The sequence below is a fragment of the Streptomyces sp. NPDC001980 genome (assembly GCF_040296885.1).
Taxonomy (GTDB): domain Bacteria; phylum Actinomycetota; class Actinomycetes; order Streptomycetales; family Streptomycetaceae; genus Streptomyces.
This window is the reverse complement of the sequence record NZ_JBEOYD010000026.1, coordinates 15,353-30,473: the sequence shown is the minus strand read 5'-3', so window position 1 is coordinate 30,473 and position 15,121 is coordinate 15,353. Positions and strand designations below refer to the sequence as shown.

General features: G+C 72.2%; 15 protein-coding genes, 1 pseudogene and 1 riboswitch. Of the genes and pseudogenes, 9 read left to right on the top strand and 7 right to left on the bottom strand.

Translation table 11 applies throughout. The features are described 5' to 3' along the window. Positions 1-20 precede the first annotated feature (20 nt). Positions 21-650 carry an MBL fold metallo-hydrolase gene (locus ABT137_RS32575; protein WP_351714698.1) on the bottom strand — a complete coding sequence of 210 codons (630 nt, stop codon included), beginning with the start codon at positions 648-650 and terminating at the stop codon, positions 21-23. Next, on the bottom strand, positions 650-1,738 hold the full coding sequence (locus ABT137_RS32570; protein ID WP_351714697.1) for an S-(hydroxymethyl)mycothiol dehydrogenase: 1,089 nt from the start codon (positions 1,736-1,738) through the stop codon (positions 650-652). Before ABT137_RS32570 ends, ABT137_RS32575 begins: the two co-directional genes overlap by 1 nt. A 217-nt stretch (positions 1,739-1,955) precedes the next feature. Between ABT137_RS32570 and ABT137_RS32565 the strand changes: the two are divergent. From ABT137_RS32565 to ABT137_RS32555, 3 genes and pseudogenes are all read left to right on the top strand, one after another. Further along, a pseudogene (locus tag ABT137_RS32565) lies at positions 1,956-3,302 on the top strand (MBL fold metallo-hydrolase); the annotation flags it as partial. Beyond that, a complete protein-coding gene (locus tag ABT137_RS32560) occupies positions 3,300-3,623 on the top strand; it encodes a rhodanese-like domain-containing protein (RefSeq protein ID WP_351714795.1) in 324 nt (107 codons plus the stop codon). The pseudogene ABT137_RS32565 and the gene ABT137_RS32560, both read left to right, overlap by 3 nt. Next, positions 3,620-4,369, top strand: coding sequence for a sulfite exporter TauE/SafE family protein (locus ABT137_RS32555; RefSeq protein WP_351714696.1), 750 nt, complete (start codon positions 3,620-3,622; stop codon positions 4,367-4,369). Before ABT137_RS32560 ends, ABT137_RS32555 begins: the two co-directional genes overlap by 4 nt. Positions 4,370-4,501: 132 nt before the next feature. Here ABT137_RS32555 and ABT137_RS32550 read toward each other — a convergent pair whose 3' ends face one another. Then, entirely contained in the window at positions 4,502-4,789 is a 288-nt protein-coding gene (locus tag ABT137_RS32550) for a metal-sensitive transcriptional regulator (protein ID WP_351714695.1), read from the bottom strand. A gap of 91 nt (positions 4,790-4,880) precedes the next feature. On the opposite strand from ABT137_RS32550, the gene ABT137_RS32545 reads away from it, so the two are divergent. Both ABT137_RS32545 and ABT137_RS32540 read left to right on the top strand, forming a co-directional pair. Then, a complete protein-coding gene (locus ABT137_RS32545) occupies positions 4,881-5,462 on the top strand; it encodes a rhodanese-like domain-containing protein (RefSeq protein ID WP_351714694.1) in 582 nt (193 codons plus the stop codon). 79 nt (positions 5,463-5,541) lie between these two features. Further along, the gene (locus ABT137_RS32540; protein WP_351714693.1) at positions 5,542-7,308 is read left to right on the top strand and encodes an ABC transporter ATP-binding protein; all 1,767 of its coding nucleotides are present in this window, start codon (positions 5,542-5,544) and stop codon (positions 7,306-7,308) included. Positions 7,309-7,365: 57 nt separating this feature from the next. On the opposite strand, the gene ABT137_RS32535 is transcribed toward ABT137_RS32540, so the two are convergent. Then, the gene (locus tag ABT137_RS32535; RefSeq protein ID WP_351714692.1) at positions 7,366-7,662 is read right to left on the bottom strand and encodes a hypothetical protein; all 297 of its coding nucleotides are present in this window, start codon (positions 7,660-7,662) and stop codon (positions 7,366-7,368) included. 173 nt (positions 7,663-7,835) lie between these two features. Here ABT137_RS32535 and ABT137_RS32530 point away from each other — a divergent pair, with 173 nt between their 5' ends. After that, the gene (locus ABT137_RS32530; RefSeq protein WP_351714691.1) at positions 7,836-8,201 is read left to right on the top strand and encodes a nuclear transport factor 2 family protein; all 366 of its coding nucleotides are present in this window, start codon (positions 7,836-7,838) and stop codon (positions 8,199-8,201) included. A 172-nt stretch (positions 8,202-8,373) separates the two neighbouring features. Continuing rightward, positions 8,374-8,456, top strand: a riboswitch (ZMP/ZTP riboswitch). 19 nt (positions 8,457-8,475) lie between these two features. Further along, positions 8,476-9,363 (top strand): bifunctional 5,10-methylenetetrahydrofolate dehydrogenase/5,10-methenyltetrahydrofolate cyclohydrolase, encoded by an 888-nt coding sequence (locus tag ABT137_RS32525; protein ID WP_502984607.1) that lies wholly within the window; start codon positions 8,476-8,478, stop codon positions 9,361-9,363. 3 nt (positions 9,364-9,366) lie between these two features. Here the strand turns inward: ABT137_RS32525 and ABT137_RS32520 are convergent, their stop codons facing one another. Then, positions 9,367-10,335, bottom strand: coding sequence for a CU044_5270 family protein (locus ABT137_RS32520; RefSeq protein WP_351714690.1), 969 nt, complete (start codon positions 10,333-10,335; stop codon positions 9,367-9,369). Further along, positions 10,328-10,870, bottom strand: a complete 543-nt coding sequence (locus ABT137_RS32515; RefSeq protein WP_351714688.1) for an RNA polymerase sigma factor — start codon at positions 10,868-10,870, stop codon at positions 10,328-10,330. Before ABT137_RS32515 ends, ABT137_RS32520 begins: the two co-directional genes overlap by 8 nt. A 105-nt stretch (positions 10,871-10,975) precedes the next feature. On the opposite strand from ABT137_RS32515, the gene ctaD reads away from it, so the two are divergent. Together ctaD and ABT137_RS32505 are read left to right on the top strand one after the other, a co-directional pair. Further along, positions 10,976-12,571 (top strand): aa3-type cytochrome oxidase subunit I, encoded by a 1,596-nt coding sequence (gene ctaD / locus ABT137_RS32510; RefSeq protein ID WP_351714687.1) that lies wholly within the window; start codon positions 10,976-10,978, stop codon positions 12,569-12,571. After that, positions 12,568-12,903, top strand: coding sequence for a hypothetical protein (locus ABT137_RS32505; protein WP_351714686.1), 336 nt, complete (start codon positions 12,568-12,570; stop codon positions 12,901-12,903). Before ctaD ends, ABT137_RS32505 begins: the two co-directional genes overlap by 4 nt. Positions 12,904-13,011: 108 nt before the next feature. Here the strand turns inward: ABT137_RS32505 and ABT137_RS32500 are convergent, their stop codons facing one another. Beyond that, complete coding sequence (locus ABT137_RS32500; protein ID WP_351714685.1) at positions 13,012-14,991, bottom strand: RICIN domain-containing protein; 1,980 nt, start codon at positions 14,989-14,991, stop codon at positions 13,012-13,014. Between the last annotated feature and the right edge of the window lie 130 nt (positions 14,992-15,121).

Below are 15,121 nucleotides of genomic sequence, written 5' to 3'. Positions count from 1 at the left end.
AAGCCGACATCACGTGCGGGTCAGTGTCCCCGGGCGATCCACTCCGCCAGCTGGGGTGCCTCGGCGCCGATCGTGGTCGGGTCGCCGTGTCCGGTCAGGACCTTCGTCTCCGGCGGGAGGGTGAGCAGCTTGTCCCGGATGGAGTCGATGATCGTCGGGAAGTGCGAGTACGACCGTCCGGTCGCGCCGGGTCCGCCCTGGAAGAGGGTGTCGCCGGTGAAGACGACGCCCAGGCCGGGTTCGTGGAGGCAGACCGCGCCGGGCGCGTGGCCGGGCGTGTGCAGCACGGTCAGGTCGGCGCCCGCGGCCTCGATGACCAGCCCGTCGGACAGGTGGTTGTCGGGGTCGCGGTCGGGGTGGGTGAGCTTCCACAGCGGCAGGTCGTCGGGGTGCAGCCAGATCTTCGCGCCGGTGAGGTCCGCGAGGGCGGGCGCCGCGTCGATGTGGTCGTTGTGGGCGTGGGTGCAGACGATCGCCTTCAGGACGCGGTCGTCGACCGCCTCGGCGATGGCCTGGGCGTCGTGCGCGGCGTCGATGACGATCACTTCGCGTTCGTCGCCGACGATCCAGACGTTGTTCTCGACGTCCCAGGTGCCGCCGTCGAGGGTGAACTGCCCGGAGGTGACAAGGCGTTCGATGCGCGTGGTCATCACAGCACCACCACCGAACGCAGCACGTCGCCCTGGTGCATCCGCTCGAACGCCTTCTCCACCTCGTCGAGCTGGACGGTCTCGGTGACGAAGGCGTCCAGCGGCAGCCGCCCCTGCAGGTGCAGGTCGATCAGCATGGGGAAGTCCCGGGAGGGCAGGCAGTCGCCGTACCAGGACGACTTGAGGGCGCCGCCGCGGCCGAAGACGTCGAGGAGCGGGAGTTCCAGCTTCATCTCGGGGGTGGGTACGCCGACCAGGACGACGGTGCCGGCGAGGTCGCGGGCGTAGAAGGCCTGCTTGTACGTCTCCGGGCGGCCGACCGCCTCGATGACGACGTCGGCGCCGAAGCCGCCGGTCAGGTCGCGGATCGCCTCGACGGGGTCGGTCTCGCGCGAGTTGACGCTGTGGGTGGCGCCCAGGGAGCGGGCCTTCTCCAGCTTCCGGTCGTCGATGTCGACGGCGATGATCTTCGCGGCGCCCGCAAGGCGGGACCCGGCGATCGCCGCGTCGCCGACCCCGCCGCAGCCGATCACGGCGACCGAGTCGCCCCGGCCGACGTTGCCCGTGTTGATCGCGGCGCCGATGCCCGCCATCACCCCGCAGCCCAGCAGCCCGGCGACCGCCGGGGAGACGGCCGGGTCGACCTTGGTGCACTGTCCGGCGGCGACCAGCGTCTTCTCGGCGAAGGCGCCGATGCCGAGCGCCGGGGAGAGCTCCTGGCCGGTCGAGGCGAGGGTCATCTTCTGCTTGGCGTTGTGGGTGTTGAAGCAGTACCAGGGCCGCCCGCGCAGACAGGCCCGGCAGGCCCCGCACACGGCACGCCAGTTGAGGATCACGAAGTCACCGGGCGCGAGGTCCGTGACGCCCGCGCCGACCGACTCCACCACCCCGGCGGCCTCGTGGCCGAGCAGGAACGGGAACTCGTCGGTGATCCCGCCCTGTTTGTAGTGCAGGTCGGTGTGACAGACCCCGCAGGCCTGCACCTGTACGACGGCTTCGCCCGGCCCCGGGTCGGGCACCACGATCGTCTCGACCCGCACGGGCTCGTCCTTGCCCGGTGCGATCACGCCGCGTACTTCCTGCGCCATGGGCCTGCCCTTTCGTCGCTCTGCTGACGTGCTGTCTTCCGACCCTACGCGGGAACGATCAGCGACGGCACGCATCGATGGACGCGGATCTTCACGTACCGCCGCCGTTCGTGTTGCCGCCCCCTCGACCACATACCCCCGGGGGTACCTCTGCTACGGTGACGCATATACCCCCGGGGGTAATTCACCTGGGGATCGAGGAGAGGAGTGTGCTGCCGTGTCCTTCGTCGACACCATCGAGGTGCCCGGACTGGGCAACCGCAGTTATCTGGCGGGCGGGGCGCACGGCGCCGTCGCGGTCGATCCGCCCCGGGACGTCGACCGGGTGCTGGCGGCGGTCGCCCGGCGCGGGGTGCGGCTCACGCAGGTCGTGGAGACGCACGTGCACAACGACTACGTCTCCGGCGGCCTGGAGCTGGCCCGGCTGACCGGGGCCGCGTACGTGGTGCCGGCCGGGGCGCGGGTGGCGTACGAGCGGGTACCGGTGGCCGACGGGGACGTGCTGGAGATCGAGGCGGGCCTTGCGCTGCGCGCCCTGGCCACCCCCGGGCACACCCCGCACCACACGTCGTACGTCCTGGAGGAGACCGGCCACGCGGTGGCCGTCTTCACCGGCGGCTCACTGCTGATCGGCACGGTCGGCAGGCCCGACCTGGTGGAGCCCCGGCTCACCGGCGAGCTGGCGCGGGCGCAGCACGCCTCGGCGCACCGGCTGGCCGCCGAGCTGCCGGACGGGACGGCGGTACTGCCGACGCACGGCTTCGGCAGTTTCTGCTCGGCCGGGGACGCCACCGGGCCGGCCACCACCGTCGGCCGGGAGCGCGCGGTGAACAACGCCCTGGTCAAGGACGTCGACACGTTCGTCGCGGAGCTGCTGGCCGGGCTCGACGACGTACCGGCGTACTACGCCCACATGGGCCCGCTGAACTCCGGGGGACCGACTCCCGTCGACCTCACGCCGCCGGGCCGGGCGGACGCGGCGGAGATCGCGGCGCGGCTGGCCGCCGGGGAGTGGGTGGTGGACCTGCGCAACCGGGTGGCGTTCGCCGAGGGGCATGTCCCGGGCACCCTGAACTTCGAGGCCGACGGACAGCTCGCCACCTATCTGGCCTGGCTGCTGCCCTGGGGCCGGCCGGTCACGCTGCTCGCCGACTCGGCGGCCCAGCTCGCCGCCGCCCAGCGCGAGCTGACCCGCGTCGGCATCGACCGCCCGGCCGCGGCCGCCACCGGCGCACCGGAGGCCTGGCTGCGCGCGGGCGAGCGGCCCCGCTCCTTCCCCCGGGCCACCTTCGCGCAACTGGCCGCACGCGGCACGGCGGACGTCGTCGTCCTGGACGTGCGCCGGGACACGGAGCGGGCCGGCGGACACATACGGGGTTCGTTCCACATACCCCTCCACCAGGTGCGGGAGCGGCTGGGCGAGATACCCGGCGGCACGGTGTGGGTGCACTGCGCCGGTGGGATGCGGGCCGCTGTCGCCGCCTCCCTCCTCGACGCGGCCGGGCGCGATGTGGTGGCCGTGGACGACGGGTTCGCGGCGGCGCGTGCGGCCGGGCTGCCGATGGCCCGGCTCACCCCGGCCGAGGCGCGGGAGCGCACGGACGCGGATGCCGTCCTGCTGGACGTCCGCGAGGCCGACGCATGGGCGGCCGGACACGCGTCGGGGGCCGTGCACGCCCCGCTGTCCGGGCTGGCGGCCGGGGCTCCGCTGCCGCCGGCCGCGGCGGACCGCCCGCTCGTCGTGATCTGCCGCTCGGGGCGGCGGTCGCGGGAGGCGGCAGCGCTGCTGACCGCCCGGGGGCTGGACGCGGTGGACGTCGTGGGCGGGATGACCGCCTGGCTCGCGGCGGGGTTCGCGGTGACAGCCGAGGGCACCGCCGGATGAGCGCGCTCCTGCTCGCCCTCGGCGCCGGGGCCGTCACCGGGCTGGCGCTCGGGGCCCTGGGCGGCGGCGGCAGCGTGCTGGCCGTACCGGCACTCATCTATCTGCTCGGCTTCACCCCGGCCGCGGCCACCACCGCGAGCCTGGTCGTCGTCACGGTCACCTCGGCCACCGCACTGGTCGCGCACGCCCGCGAGGGTGAGGTGCGCTGGCGGGCCGGTGCGGTGTTCGCGGCGGCCGGGATCGGGCCGGCGGCGGTCGGCGGGGCGGTCTCCCGGCAGCTGCCGGCGGCGCTGCTGACCGTGGCGTTCGCGGTGCTCGCCGCCGTGGCGGCACTGCGCATGCTGCGGCCGGCGGCCGCCCCGTCCACGGCGCCGGTACCGGCTCGGGCGTCCCGGGTGGCCGGGGCGGGCGCCGGTCTCGGCGCGGTGACCGGGGTGCTCGGGGTGGGCGGCGGCTTCCTCGCCGTACCGTCCCTGGTGAACGTCGTGGGGCTGCGGATGCGCGCGGCGATCGGCACGAGCCTGCTGGTCATCACGGTCAACTCGGTCACCGCGCTGGCGGCGCGCGCCGGTTCGGCGGCGGACGTCGACTGGTCGGCCGTGGGCCCCTTCGCCGGGGCCGCGATCCTCGGCGCCTGGGACGGCAAGCGGCTCGCGGCCCGGCTCTCCGCGGGCACCCTCCAGCGGCTCTTCGCCTGTGCGCTGCTCGCGGTGGCCGCGTTCATGCTGGCCGACGCGGTCGGCTGACGGGCTGAGCGCTCCGCTGGAAGCGCCGCGAACTGTCGTCTGCCGACTGCGGCGCCGTCATGGCTGGTCGCGCAGTTCCTCCCCCAGCCATCGGCCGGGGGGACCCCCAGCGCCCCTTCGGGGAGCTGCCGCTCAGGCCAGCGACAGGAACAGCTTCTCCAGCCGCGCCTTCATCTGCTCGGTCGTCTCACCGTCCGCCCCGTTCCGGCCGGGATCGGCGATGCACTGCTGGAGCCCGGTCGCGATGATCGCGAAGCCCGCCCGGTCCAGGGCGCGCGAGGCGGCGGCGAGCTGGGTGACCACGTCCTCGCAGTCGCGGCCCTCCTCGATCATCTTGATCACGCCGGAGATCTGCCCCTGCGCCCGGCGTAGCCGGTTCAGCACCGACTTGAGCTCGTCGCCCTCGAACTGAAGCTCCACGACCACCACTCCTCACATACCCGTAGGGGTATGTTACCCGCCCCTCGGGCGAACCCGTCGCTCATCACTGCAAGGAAGGATCGCACCCGCCATGACCCCTACTCCCCCGAACCCGGATCTCACCCCCGACCAGGTCCTCGCCCGTCTGCCGGAGCTGACCGTCGTCGACGTCCGCACACCCGGCGAGTACGCCGCCGGCCATGTGCCCGGCGCCCACAACATCCCCCTGGACGCCCTGCGCCGGGCCCTGCCCGCGCTCCGCGCCGCGGGCGGCGAGCTCCTCCTCGTGTGTGCCTCCGGCGCGCGGGCCGAGAACGCCCGGGTGGTCCTCGCCGAGCACGGCATCCCGGCGGCCACCCTCACCGGCGGCACGCGCGGCTGGGCCGAGCGCGGTCACGAACTGCACCGGCCGCGGGGCGAGTCCCGTGCGACCTGGGCCATGGAGCGCCAGGTACGGTTCACCGCCGGGTCGGCCGTGCTCGTGGGCCTGGGCCTCGGCCTGCTGCACCCGGCCTGGCTGCTGCTGTCGGCGGGGGTCGCGGGCGGCCTGGTGTTCTCGGCGCTCACCGACACCTGCGGGATGGCCGCGGTCCTGTCGAAGCTGCCTCACAACCGGCCGCGTCCGGCCGACCTCGACGCGACCCTGGCGAAGCTCGGTTCCGCCCGCGGCTGACCGGGCCCCGGTGCCGGGAGCGGCCGTCGTAGCCTGGGGGCGTCGGAGGGCGCCGCCCACCGCCCGGACGAGGAGCACCGTGACCGCCGCAGACGCAGTTCCGACGATCCCGAGGAAAGAGCCCGTGTTCCGGCTGCTCCTCTCCTACGTACGGCCGCACCGCTGGGCCCTGCTGGCCGGCGCGGCGCTCTCGCTGGTGACGGGTGCGACCGGGCTGCTGCTGCCGCTGGTGGCCCGGGGGTTGATCGACGACCTGTCCCACGACCGTTCCATCACGGGCAAGTTGCTCGCGATGGCGGGTCTGGTGGTCGCCAACGCCGGGGTGGGCGCGCTGGGTTCGTACGTCCTGCGGCGCACCGCGGAGTCGGTGGTGCTCGGGGCACGGCGCACTCTGTCGTCGTATCTGCTCAGGCTGCGGATCACCGCGGTGGACCGGACCGAACCCGGTGACCTGATGGCGCGGATCACCTCGGACACCACCCTGCTGCGCGAGGTCACCACGGACTCGCTGGTCGCGCTCGGCACCGGCGGACTCACCCTGGTCGCCACGGTGGTGATGATGGGGGTGGTCGATCCGGTGCTCCTTGCCGTCACCCTCGTCGTGATCGCCGCGGCGGGCACGGTGCTGGGCACGATCGTGCCGCGCATCAACCGGGCGAGCCGCCGGGCGCAGGACGCGGTCGGCGTGATGGGGGCCTCGCTGGAACGGGTGCTGGGCGCGCTGCGCACGGTGAAGGCGTCCGGCGCCGAACACCGGGAGGAACTCGCCCTGCACGAGGCCGCCGAGGAGTCCTGGCGGCAGAGCGTGCGGGCCGCCAAGTGGTCGGCCGCGGCGGGCAACACGGCGGGGCTCGCGATGCAGCTGGCGTTCATCACGGTGCTCGCGGTGGGCGGGGCGCGGGTGGCGACCGGCGCGATCGGCGTGGGCACGCTGGTGGCCTTCCTGCTCTACGTCTTCTATCTGATGCAGCCGATCCAGCAGGTCGTCGGCGCGATCACCCAGTACCAGACCGGCGCCGGCGCGCTCGCCCGGATCCAGGAGGCGCTGCGGCTGCCCGCCGAACCCCCCTCCCGCTCCGCCGAGTTGCCGTCCGCCGGCGCCGAACCGGCCGCCGTCGCCTTCACCGACGTACGCTTCCGCTACGCCGACGACCTGCCGTACGTCCACCACGGCGTCAGCTTCGACGTCCCCGCGCGGGGCATGACGGCGTTCGTCGGGCCGTCCGGCGCGGGCAAGACCACCGTCTTCTCGCTGATCGAGCGGTTCTACGACCCCGAGTCCGGCACGATCGCCGTCGACGGCCGTCCGGTCGCCGACTGGGACCTGCCGCTGCTGCGTTCGGCCATCGGGTACGTCGAGCAGGACGCGCCGGTGCTGTCGGGCACGCTGAAGGACAACCTGCTTCTTGGCAATCCGGAGGCGGACGAGGACGCGGTCGCGCGGGTGGTGAAGACGACCAGGCTCGACGGTCTGGTCGCCCGGCTGCCGCAGGGTCTTGAGACGCTGGTCGGCCATCGCGGGACCAAGCTGTCCGGCGGGGAGCGCCAACGGGTGGCGATCGCAAGGGCGTTGCTGCGCCGGCCCCGGCTGCTGCTCCTGGACGAGGCCACCTCGCAGCTGGACGCGGTCAACGAGGCGGCGCTCCGGGACACCGTCGCCGACGTGGCGCGGTCGACCACGGTCCTGGTGGTCGCGCACCGGCTGTCGACGGTGACCATGGCGGACCGGATCGTCGTCATGGACGCGGGCCGGGTCCGCGCGGTGGGCACACACCGGGAACTGGTGGCGGCGGACCCGCTGTACGCGGAGCTGGCGGCGACGCAGTTCCTGGCCTCGCAGCACTGAGAGCGGGCAACGAGGAGGGCCGCCCCTGCCGGGACGGCCCCTCGGTGTACGGCGCGGTCAGGCTTCGATGCCCGGCACCAGCCCCATGGCGGGCGCGGCCAGGTCGGTGACCTGGTGCAGTTCGCCGAGCTTGTGGACTCCGTTCAGCCCCTGCACCTGCTCCGAGACCTTCGGCATCTTGTCCCGGTACTCCGCGGGGATGTCGCTGCGGGTGACCGAGTCGAGCACGCCGAGCGCGGTGAGCTTCCCGGGGTGCTGCGCGCTCGCGTCGGCCGCAGTCGCCAGCGGCGCGGCGAGGCCGGTGACCCCGACGGCAAGGCCGACGGCGGCGACGATACGTCGTGTTGAGATCATGTCCTCAGCAACGGCTTCGGCGCCGGGCCGGACACGGGCAGCCGCTCCCCCTCACCCGCAAGGCGGAGCGCGCGGCCTGCGCTTGCCGAGCCCGGCGGGGCGGGGGACGCTCGATGTGAGGGGCTCGCGCGGCCCGCTCCGCATCGGGTCGCGGGCTCCCGCAGGAGGTCACCATGGGCACCGCGACGGGTTCCACGTTCGACACCGACACGCTGCGCCGGGCGATAGAGGGGAACACCGGGAACAGTCTTCTGGCGCTCTACGCGGACGACGCGGAGATCCGCATCATCGACCGCAACACCCAGCCCAGCCACCCCAAGGTCCTGCACGGCCGCCAGGACATCGCCGCGCTGCTGGACGACGTCTACAGCCGCGACATGACGCACACCCTGGACCAGTGCATCGTCCAGGGCGACCAGGCCGCCTTCAGCGAGTCCTGCGAGTACGGGGACGGGGTCCGGGTGCTCGCCGAGTCGATGATCACGCTGCGCGACGGCAAGATCGCCGAACAGATCATGATCCAGGCATGGGACGAGTAGTCGCAAGGACCGGGCGGGTCCAGGTCAGCTCACGGTTGACCTGGACCTTCTCGGCGCGGGCGGCACTGGGCCACGCCCGCCGCCCGCGGCCCCGCGCGTGCACCGCGCTGCTGCGGGCGCTCCTGCGGACCGCGCACTGCCACCGGAGACACCGAGCGACTCGGTTACCCTGAAGGCGGGCCGTGACTGGCGCTGAGGTGGAGCACCACCGGGGAGCGGTCCGCACTGTCGATGCCGTGCGCCTGGGCGATCAAGGTCGAACCAGCTCAGGAGTGTGCCGCATGACCCAGGCCCGCCTGGGGGCACCTCCCAGGCCCTTAAGGCACTGGGGGACGACGGAACCGCCGTCGCCCGCCGGACCGTCGAGGAGACCGCGAAGCGGGCCGCCGACCTCACCGCACGGACCGGTGTCACGCCGTGTCTGGCGACCGTGCTGGTCGGCGAGGACCCCGCCTCCGTCACCTACGTCCGGATGAAGCAGAACCGCAGCCGCAAGGCCGGCATCGCCTCCCGGCACGTGGCCCTGCCCGCCGCCACGACCACCGCTGAACTCGTCGCCGTACTGCGCGAGTTGTCGACCGACCCGGCCGTGCACGGCATCCTGCTCCAGCACCCGGTCGGCGAACACATCGACGAGCGGGCCGCGTTCGAGGCGATCGCGCCGGAGAAGGACGTGGACGGCGTGACCTTCGCGTCGTTCGCGGCGATGAGCTTCGGCCTGCCGGGCTTCGTCTCCTGCACCCCCGGCGGCATCCTGCGCCTGCTCGACGCGTACGACGTCGACCCGGCCGGGAAGCGGGCGGTGGTGGTCGGCCGCAGCGCGATCCTGGGCAAGCCGGCCGGCATGCTCCTGCTCGCCCGCGACGCCACCGTCACCTACTGCCACTCCCGCACCCGCGACCTGTCGGCGGTCGTCCGGGAGGCGGACATCGTGGTCGCCGCCGTCGGCCGGCCCCGGCTGATCCGGGGCCAGGACCTCAAGCCGGGCGCTGTCGTGCTCGACGCGGGCTACAACGAGGGCAACGTCGGTGACGTCGACTTCGACACCGCCGTCGAGCGGGCCTCGCTGATCACGTCGGTGCCGGGCGGGGTCGGCCCGATGACCATCGCCGTGCTGCTGGAGCAGACGGTGGCGGCGGCCGCCCGGCAGCTCGGGGTGTGAGGGTCAGCGCATCCAGGCGCGGTACTCCATGACGTCCCCGGCCCGCACCCCGTACGCGGGGTCGTCCCGGGTGAACGTGGTCTCCAGGCCGAGTACGGCACCGGTGGCCGGGTCCAGGATCAGCATCCGCCGTCCGCCGGTGCCCTCGTCGAGGACGTACGCCTGCCCGGTGCGGCCCAGCCGGTCGGTGACCTGGCCGGCGGGCCGTAGCCCCTTCGCGTCGGCGAGCAGGTCGGCCAGGGCCGCCGACTCGCGCGCCCCGAGCGTCCAGTTGTCCAGCAACTCCGCGGTGGCGTCGAGGAGTTCGGACGTGGTGAGGGTGCCGCTGTGGATCAGGTCGATGAGGTAGGCGCGCAGCTTCGCGGGGTCGTGCGGGGGTGTGGACAGGGGCGGGGCGTCGCCCCACATCGGCGGGAACGTCTGCCGGCTGAGCACATGGCCGTCCTCGACCCGGCCCGTGTCGGTCAGGACGGGCCGGCCCGCGTGGTCCGGGTCGGTCGCCACGACCACCTCGGTGTGCGTGCCGTCCGCCCGCCAGCGCACCACCCGCTCCTCGGGCAGCGTGACCGGCGGCCTGTCGTCGCTCATGGCCAGGCTCCAGGACTGCACATGAGTGCCCTGGCGCAGCGCCGGGGAGCCGTCCGTGGCGGCCACGGCGGCGAGTTCCGCGACCTCGGCGAGCGGGACAGCGGTGGAGTGGGCGCGGACGGTCAGCGGCCGGGGTGCGGCGACGGCCGGGGCGCCCGAGGGCCCGCCGAACAGCACGGTCAGCGTGGTGGCCGTCACGACGGCGGCCGCGGCCAGCCCCCACAGCAGGCGCGGCCGGGCCCAGGTCCGACGGCCGGAGTGGGTGTCGTGCAGCAGCCGGTCGAGGTGCCGTTCGGCGGTGTGGTCGAGAGGTCCGTCGCCGAAGTGGGGGCCGTCGGCGGGCGCCGGGTCGGCGGCGCGCAGCAGGTCGAGTTCGTCAGCCATGGCGGTGTTCCTCGGGAAGGGCCTCGGCGGCGGGCGGGCGCAGTCGGTCGATCTCGGCTCTGAGCCGGTGGCGGGCGCGGTGCAGCCGCATCGCCGCCGCGCGGCCGCCGCAGCCCAGGACGACCGCGATCTCGTCGGCCCCGAGCTCCTCCCACGCGGCCAGCCGCAGCACTTCCTGGTCGGCCGGGGACAGCCGGGCCAGCGCGTCGTGCACCCAGGCGCCGGGCCGCTCGCTGTCCGGGGCGGCCACGATGTGCCGCCCGTGCGCGGTCTGGTCGTTGCCCAGCCGGTCCAGCAGCCGGCGCCGGCGCCCGTACCCGCGTACCGCGTTGGCGAGGCAGTTGCGTGCCACGCCGTACAGCCAGGGCAGCGGGGCCGCCGGCAGGTCGGCGCGGCGGCGCCAGGCCACCGTGAACACCTCCGCCACCACTTCCTCCACCTCGCCGGTCCGCCCGTCCAGTCGCCGCGCGACATAGCGGCTGACCGCCCAGTAGTGCTCGCGATAGGCAGCGGCGAAGATCTCGTCGTTGCTCATGTCCCGTTCGTGTCCGGCACCTTCCCGATCGTCACACCCTTCTCCGTGACGCTCGTCGCATCCGTGAAGTGTGACCGGTGCGTACAGCCCGGACACAGGCGGGGCATGAGGAACCTCAAGTGGCTGACGACCACGGATCACAAGACGATCGGGACGCTGTACCTGGTCACGGCGTTCTCGTTCTTCTGCGTGGGCGGGGTGATGGCCCTGCTGATGCGCGCCGAGCTGGCCCGCCCGGGCCTGCAGATCATGTCGAACGAGCAGTTCAACCAGGCGTTCACGATGCACGGCACGATCATGCTGCTGATGTTCGCGACCCCCCTGTTCGCCGGTTTCGCGAACTGGATCATGCCGCTCCAGATCGGTGCCCCGGACGTGGCCTTCCCGCGCCTGAACATGCTGGCCTACTGGCTCTACCTGCTCGGCTCCACCATCGCGGTCGGCGGCTTCCTCACCCCCCAGGGGGCGGCGGACTTCGGCTGGTTCGCCTACGCCCCGCTCTCGGACGCGGTGCGCACCCCGGGGATCGGCGCCGACATGTGGATCATGGGCCTGGCGCTCTCCGGCTTCGGCACCATCCTCGGCGCGGTCAACTTCATCACCACGATCATCTGCATGCGCGCGCCGGGCATGACCATGTTCCGCATGCCGATCTTCGTCTGGAACGTCCTCCTGACGGCCCTGCTGGTCCTGCTCGCCTTCCCCGTCCTCGCCGCCGCGCTGCTCGCCCTTGAGGCGGACCGCAAGTTCGGCGCCCACGTCTTCGACGCGGCCAACGGCGGAGCACTGCTCTGGCAGCACCTGTTCTGGTTCTTCGGCCACCCGGAGGTCTACATCATCGCGCTGCCGTTCTTCGGCATCATCAGCGAGGTCGTCCCGGTCTTCTCGCGCAAGCCGATGTTCGGCTACCTGGGCCTGGTGGCGGCGACCATCTCGATCGCCGGCCTCTCGGTCACCGTCTGGGCCCACCACATGTACGTCACGGGCGGCGTCCTGCTTCCCTTCTTCTCCTTCATGACCTTCCTGATCGCCGTCCCGACGGGAGTGAAGTTCTTCAACTGGATCGGCACGATGTGGCAGGGCTCCCTGTCCTTCGAGACGCCCATGCTCTGGGCCACGGGCTTCCTGGTGACGTTCGTCTTCGGCGGCCTGACCGGCGTGATGCTCGCGTCCCCGCCGATCGACTTCCACGTCTCCGACTCGTACTTCGTCGTCGCCCACTTCCACTACGTGGTCTTCGGTACGGTCGTCTTCGCGATGTTCGCCGGCTTCCACTTCTGGTGGCCCAAGTTCACCGGGAAGATGCTGGACGAACGCCTCGGCAAGATCACTTTCTGGACCCTGTTCATCGGCTTCCACGGCACGTTCCTGGTCCAGCACTGGCTGGGCGCCGAAGGCATGCAGCGCCGGATCCCCGACTACCTGGCGGTGGAGGGGTTCGCCACTCTCAACACGGTCTCGACGATCTTCTCGTTCCTGCTGGGCTCGTCCCTGCTCCCGTTCTTCTACAACGTCTGGAAGACGGCCAGGTACGGGGAGAAGGTCGAGTCGGACGACCCCTGGGGCTACGGCCGTTCCCTGGAGTGGGCGACGTCGTGCCCACCCCCGCGCCACAACTTCGTCTCCCTGCCGCAGATCCGCAGCGAGTCACCCGCGTTCGACCTGCACCACTCAGCGGAGCGGGAGTTGAGCGCCCGATGACGGCGCGGGAGGAGGAACGCGCGCTGGTCAGCCAGATCGAGGGACATCTGCTGCTGGCGGCGACCAGGGAGGAGGGCCGGAAGGCAGCGGCTCAGGTCGCGGACCGCATCGGCTGGCTCACGCACATCCAACGAGCCGATCTCGAGCCGCATTTCGAGACCGAGTACATGGCATTGGCCCGCATGTCCTGGCAGCGTACGGCGGAACGCGGGGAGACCCTGAGGCAGGAGTACGAGCACAGATACCGGGCCCTGCGCCTGCGACTCGTCGCCGGCTTCCTCCTCGCCTGCGCCATCCTGGCGGCGACTTCCCTGATCTCACTGTCGGCCTGAACAGCAACGCGCCCCAAAGGGGCGCGGGGCTGTGTCTGATCTGCGGCTACCGCCGCGTGTGCGCGACCAGCCACAGTCCACCCGCGCCCGAAGAACTACCTGCTCAACTCAACTCTGGCTCCACTGCTGATTGGTCCCGCCGTTGCAGGCCCACAGCACCAGCGAAGTCCCGTTGCTCGTGCCCGCGCCATACGCGTCCAGGCACAACCCGGCGTTCACGTTCGTGATCGTCCCGTCCGAATTGACGTTCCACTTCTGGTTGTTCTGCCCGTTGCAGTCCCAGATGACGACCTTGGTGCCGTTGGTCGTGCCCTGGTTGTAGGCGTCCAGGCACTTGTTGCCGTACACCACGAACTCCTTGCGCGAGGTGTACGTCCAGGCCTGGTTCTGGCCGCCGTTGCAGTCCCAGATCTCGGCCTGGGTGCCGTTGGTGATGGTGTTGTTGTAGACGTCGGCACAGCGGCCGGACGGCTTGCCGACGAGCAGGCTGCCGTTGGTGCCGGGGATCGGGCTGACGGTGATCGCACCGAGCGTGGGCAGCGAACTCCCGCTGAACGTGAGCGAGTTGCCCGACCCCTTGCTCAGGTCGACCTGCACGGACACGGTCCTCTGCGCGGACCCGGTCGGCGGGAAGGAGACCGTCGTGGCCGTCTGGCCGTTGACCTGGAGGGTGCCGGTGACGGCGGTGGAGCCGGTGTTGGTGTAGGCGACGTCGACGACGTCCAGGCCGGTGCTCGCGGCGCTGACGCCGGTGTACTTGCCGGTGGAGGACGCGCTGTAACTCGTACCCGATGCCTCCGTACCGCCGCTCACCTTCAGCATGACCGAGCCGCCGGCCGGGACGCTGGCGGTGTAACTCGTCGCGTACGAGCCGAGGTTCGTCTGCGCCCACAGGTCGCGGACGGTCGCGGAGGCACCGGTCAGGCCGAGGTCGGACCAGCGGACGGTGATGTTCTGGGCGGCTGAGGCGCGGTTGAGGAGGACGACCGCACGGTTGCCGGTGCCGGAGAGCACCTTGCCGTAGACCTGGAGGCCGGTGGTGTCCTCGGCGACCTTGACGCCCTGGAGGCCGCGCGGGTCCTGGTCGACGGCGACGACGTCGGAGTTCTTGAGGATGGCGGCCGTCTCGCTGGTCATGGTGGTGAGGTCGTTACCGGCGAGCAGCGGGGCGCCGGAGATCGCCCACAGGGCCATGTGGGTGCGGTTCTGGGCCGCCGTGAGGCCGGACATGCCGACGGTGAGCATGTCGGGGTCGTTGTAGTAGCCGGTGTGCTGGGCGGCCGGGTGCAGGGTCTGGTCGAAGTTGGACAGCACCGCCGCCTGCGACGCCGTGCCGCCGTAGTAGTAGATGTCCGTGCTGGTCCGCCACATGGGGGCGAGGCCCGTCGCCCAGTTCCAGGTGTTCTGGTAGCCCCAGTTGCAGATGGACAGGGTCAGCGGGCGGCCGGTGGTGGCCGCGGCCGTGGCGACGGCCGAGCTGATCGACTTGTACGCGGTGGCCGCGTCCAGGCCCTCGGCGTCGCCGCCGCACCAGTCGACCTTCACGAAGTCGAAGCCCCATTCCGAGAACTGGAGCATGTCCTGCGCGTAGTGGCCCTCGCTGCCGGTGTTCGCGGCGGCGGGGCGGCCGGTCGGGTAGTAGTAGCCGCAGCCGTTGGCGCCCGCGTCGGTGTAGATGCCGGCCTTCAGGCCCTTGCTGTGGATGTAGTCGGCGATGGCGCTCATGCCGCCGGGCCACTCACCGGTGTCGACGGTGATGTTGCCGGCGCTGTCCCGGGTGCCCTGCCACCAGCCCTCGTCGATGTTGATGTACTTGTAGCCGGCGTCCGGCAGCCCGGCCGCGACGAACGCGTCGACCTGTGCCTTGATGACGTCGTAGTCGATCTTCGCCGCGAAGCTGTTCCAGGAGGCCCAGCCCATCGGGGCGGTGGGCACCGAGACCTGCGCGACCGTCGCCGCCTGGGCCGGCCCCGGGGTGGCGAAGAGGAGCGCGGCCGCGGCCGTCAGGGTCAGGGCGAGGGTGCGTACGGCAGCGGCCCACAGGTGTCGTACAAGACCGCGGCCGGTCGATCTGGGCGGGGGGTACATGCGGCTCCTCCACGGGGGTGCACGAGGGGGTACGACTCGCTCACGTTCGGAATATCGAACACAGATCGGCGACCCGAACGTGTCGCGCGCCGACCGTAGAGCCGCCGGAGGGTGAAGTCAACGGCTGTGA

What these genes read in the sequence shown, in the direction of transcription:
- ABT137_RS32575 (WP_351714698.1), bottom strand. Translation starts at nt 650, where the DNA reads ATGACCACGCGCATCGAACGCCTTGTCACCTCCGGGCAGTTCACCCTC.
- ABT137_RS32570 (WP_351714697.1), bottom strand. Translation starts at nt 1,738, where the DNA reads ATGGCGCAGGAAGTACGCGGCGTGATCGCACCGGGCAAGGACGAGCCC.
- ABT137_RS32560 (WP_351714795.1), top strand. Translation starts at nt 3,300, where the DNA reads ATGGCCCGGCTCACCCCGGCCGAGGCGCGGGAGCGCACGGACGCGGAT.
- ABT137_RS32555 (WP_351714696.1), top strand. Translation starts at nt 3,620, where the DNA reads ATGAGCGCGCTCCTGCTCGCCCTCGGCGCCGGGGCCGTCACCGGGCTG.
- ABT137_RS32545 (WP_351714694.1), top strand. Translation starts at nt 4,881, where the DNA reads ATGACCCCTACTCCCCCGAACCCGGATCTCACCCCCGACCAGGTCCTC.
- ABT137_RS32535 (WP_351714692.1), bottom strand. Translation starts at nt 7,662, where the DNA reads ATGATCTCAACACGACGTATCGTCGCCGCCGTCGGCCTTGCCGTCGGG.
- ABT137_RS32530 (WP_351714691.1), top strand. Translation starts at nt 7,836, where the DNA reads ATGGGCACCGCGACGGGTTCCACGTTCGACACCGACACGCTGCGCCGG.
- ABT137_RS32520 (WP_351714690.1), bottom strand. Translation starts at nt 10,335, where the DNA reads ATGGCTGACGAACTCGACCTGCTGCGCGCCGCCGACCCGGCGCCCGCC.
- ABT137_RS32515 (WP_351714688.1), bottom strand. Translation starts at nt 10,870, where the DNA reads ATGAGCAACGACGAGATCTTCGCCGCTGCCTATCGCGAGCACTACTGG.
- ctaD (WP_351714687.1), top strand. Translation starts at nt 10,976, where the DNA reads ATGAGGAACCTCAAGTGGCTGACGACCACGGATCACAAGACGATCGGG.
- ABT137_RS32505 (WP_351714686.1), top strand. Translation starts at nt 12,568, where the DNA reads ATGACGGCGCGGGAGGAGGAACGCGCGCTGGTCAGCCAGATCGAGGGA.
- ABT137_RS32500 (WP_351714685.1), bottom strand. Translation starts at nt 14,991, where the DNA reads ATGTACCCCCCGCCCAGATCGACCGGCCGCGGTCTTGTACGACACCTG.